The organism is Planctomycetota bacterium (assembly GCA_035384565.1).
Taxonomy (GTDB): Bacteria; Planctomycetota; PUPC01; order DSUN01; family DSUN01; genus DAOOIT01.
Genome location: DAOOIT010000150.1, coordinates 1 through 2,819, shown reverse-complemented (window position 1 = coordinate 2,819; position 2,819 = coordinate 1). Strand labels below are relative to the sequence as shown.

At 68.5% G+C, this 2,819-nt stretch carries 1 protein-coding gene; it reads left to right on the top strand.

The features are described from left to right. Nucleotides 1–196 precede the first annotated feature (196 nt). Nucleotides 197–2,819, top strand: a 2,623-nt coding sequence (locus tag PLE19_23965) for a protein kinase (protein ID HPD18005.1), incomplete at its 3' end; no start/stop codon positions are given.

Below are 2,819 nucleotides of genomic sequence, written 5' to 3'. Positions count from 1 at the left end.
TAAGGCATTGGGGCATAGAGGGTTATGGGATGGCCACCGCGGGTGCCGCGGCACCGGCCCCGCGTTGCCCAATCGCGGCCGCGTCGGGATCGCCAAACCCTGATGAGCCTGGTTTCTAACACTTGACTTCCCCCGCCCCCACTGCCTATAATCCCTGCGACAAGGGCACGGAACCCGCCACAGGGAGGGCAACATCGTGGCCAAGCACCCCGCCAGGTGTCCGAAGTGCGGCGGCCTCCTCCAGTATGAGTCCGCCGTGGACGAGAGGATTGTCTGCCCCGGCTGCCAGGTGCTTCTCAGCGTCCCAGGCAAGGTCAAGCTCACCGACAAGGTGGACCCGCTCGTCGGCCAAACGCTCGGCCAGTTCGAGCTGCTCGAGTTGCTCGGGCGGGGCGGCATGGGCGCCGTCTACAAGGCTCGCCAGGCCTCGCTCGACCGTTTCGTGGCCATCAAGGTGCTGCCCCGCGCGCTGGCCCGCGACGCGAAGTTCGTCGAGCGCTTCCAACGCGAGGCCCGCGACGCCGCCGCCGTCACCCACCCCCACATCATCCCCATCTACGACGTGGGCCAGGACAAGGGCTTCCAGTACATCGCCATGGAGTTCGTCGAGGGCGAGAGCCTCGCCGACGTCCTCCGGCGCGACGGGCCCCTGCCCGTGGGCGGGGCGTCTCTGCCCCGCGTTCTCGAGTTGTTCAAGCAGGTCGCCTCCGCCCTCGCCGTGGCCCACGCCAAGGGCATCGTCCACCGCGACATCAAGCCGGCCAACCTCATGCTCACCGTGCATGGCCACGTCAAGGTCGCCGACTTCGGCCTGGCCAAGCGCCTGGACGTGGATGTGAGCGTGACGCAGACGGGCGCGCTGATGGGCACGCCGCTCTACTTCCCGCCCGAGGCGGCGCGTGGCGAGCGCTACGACGCGCGCAGCGACCTCTATTCGCTCGGCGCGACCTTCTACCACCTGCTCGCCGGCAGGCCGCCATTCACCGGCGACAGCGCCCTCACGCTCGCCGTCAAGCACTCGCAGGACGCCGTGCCGCCGCTCAAGCAGCTTGCGCCCGAGGCCCCCGCGGCCCTTTGCGGCATCATCCACCGCCTCCTCCAGAAGAAGGCCAGCGACCGCTTCCAGTCGGCCGACGACCTCCTCGAGGCCCTCCACCGCATCCCCGTGGGCGGGGCCTCCGCGCCCCGCGACCCCGAGCGCACCGCGACCGCGGCCGACCATCACCACCTCTCCCTCGACGAGCGTCGTACCGCCAAGGCCCAGGCCCGCAAGAAACTCGTCCTCCTCGGCGGCTCTGCCGCTGCAATCGTCCTCGTCGTCATCCTCGTCCTCGTGCTTCGTCCCGGCCCCCCTTCCCAATCCGCGGTCCGCAATCCGAAATCCGAAATCTCTTCACCCCCAACCCCCATCACCCAACACCCAACACCTTCCTCCCCTGTGCCCCCAACACCTCCCTCCGAGCCCTCGCGCGACGAGGCCAACGCCGAGGTCGTCTTCCGCAATGCCCAGGTCATGGCCGACCGCCTCGACTGGCAGGAGGTCCAGCGCTACCTCGACCGCCTGCACACGAGATACGGCAAGACCGCCTTCTACGCCGCGAAGCGGCCCGACATCGAGGCCCTCCAGGCCAAAGTCACATCAGTCCTCAACCCGCAGGCCACGCCTCCGAAGCCCGAGCCGCCCACACCGGAGCCGAAGAAGGACGAACCGAAGCCCAAAGAGAACATAACCGCCAAGGAAGACGAGAACGCCAAGAAGAAGGCGGAAGAGGAGCGCCAGCGCCTCGAGGCCGAGCGCAAGGCCCGCGACGAGGCCGAGAAGCTTTATGCCGCGGCCCTCAAGCCCGTCGAAGCCCTCGTCGCCCGCTGGGACTTCACGGCCGCCCTCGACGCCCTCTCCAAGCTCCTACCCCCTACCCCCAACACCGAACACCTGACACCGTTCTCCTCCCGCCTCTCCACTCGGGCCGACGAGTTGTCCCGTCTCGCCAAGCTCAAGCTCAAGATGATCGAGCGCATCAACACGGCCACGCCCAAGCTCCGCAAAGGCTCGTTGCTCATCCCCGGCATCAACGCCGACCTCGTCAAGGCCGACGACAAGGGCATCACCGCCCAACTCCCCGGCGACAAGACCGAGAGCCACGAATGGCCCGACCTCACGGCGCGCTCGGTCGAGAAACTCCTCGGCCTCACCGTGGACTCCGACAGCGCCGACGACCACCTGGCCGCCGGCATCTTCCTCCTCTCTGTGGGCGGGGCCTCCGTGCCCCGCGAGTCCGTGGGCGGGGTGTCCACACCCCGCGACACTGTGGGCGGGGCGTCTCTGCCCCGCGATCCCGCGGCCGCTCACGCCTTCTTCGACAAGGCCAAGGCCCTGGGCGCCTCGATAGACCGCTATCTCGACCCCCTCGCCGCAGCCGCCTTCGCCAGCGCCCAGGCCCTTGTGGGCGGGGCCTCTGTGCCCCGCGACCCCAAAGATTCCCGCGGGACGGAGACGTCCCGCCCACAACAGGGCCTGAAGGCCCTCGAAGAGATTGAGGAAAAGTATGCCTCGACCGCTTGGCTCGCCGCCCACAGGGACGACGTCGCTGCCGCCCTCGCCGCCGCCAGGGCCGGCATCGCCGAATCCGAAGCCGAGAAGCTCTACGCCGAGGCCGCCAAACACTTCGCGCAGAAGGAACTCTTCGACCTCAAGCCCCTCGTCGAGAAGCTCAAGACCGCTTACCCCAACACCCGCCCCGTCACCGACGAGGCCCGCAAGCCGCCGTTCTCTGAAATGGCCAAGGCCACCGAGACCCTCGGCAAATTCATCACCGTCC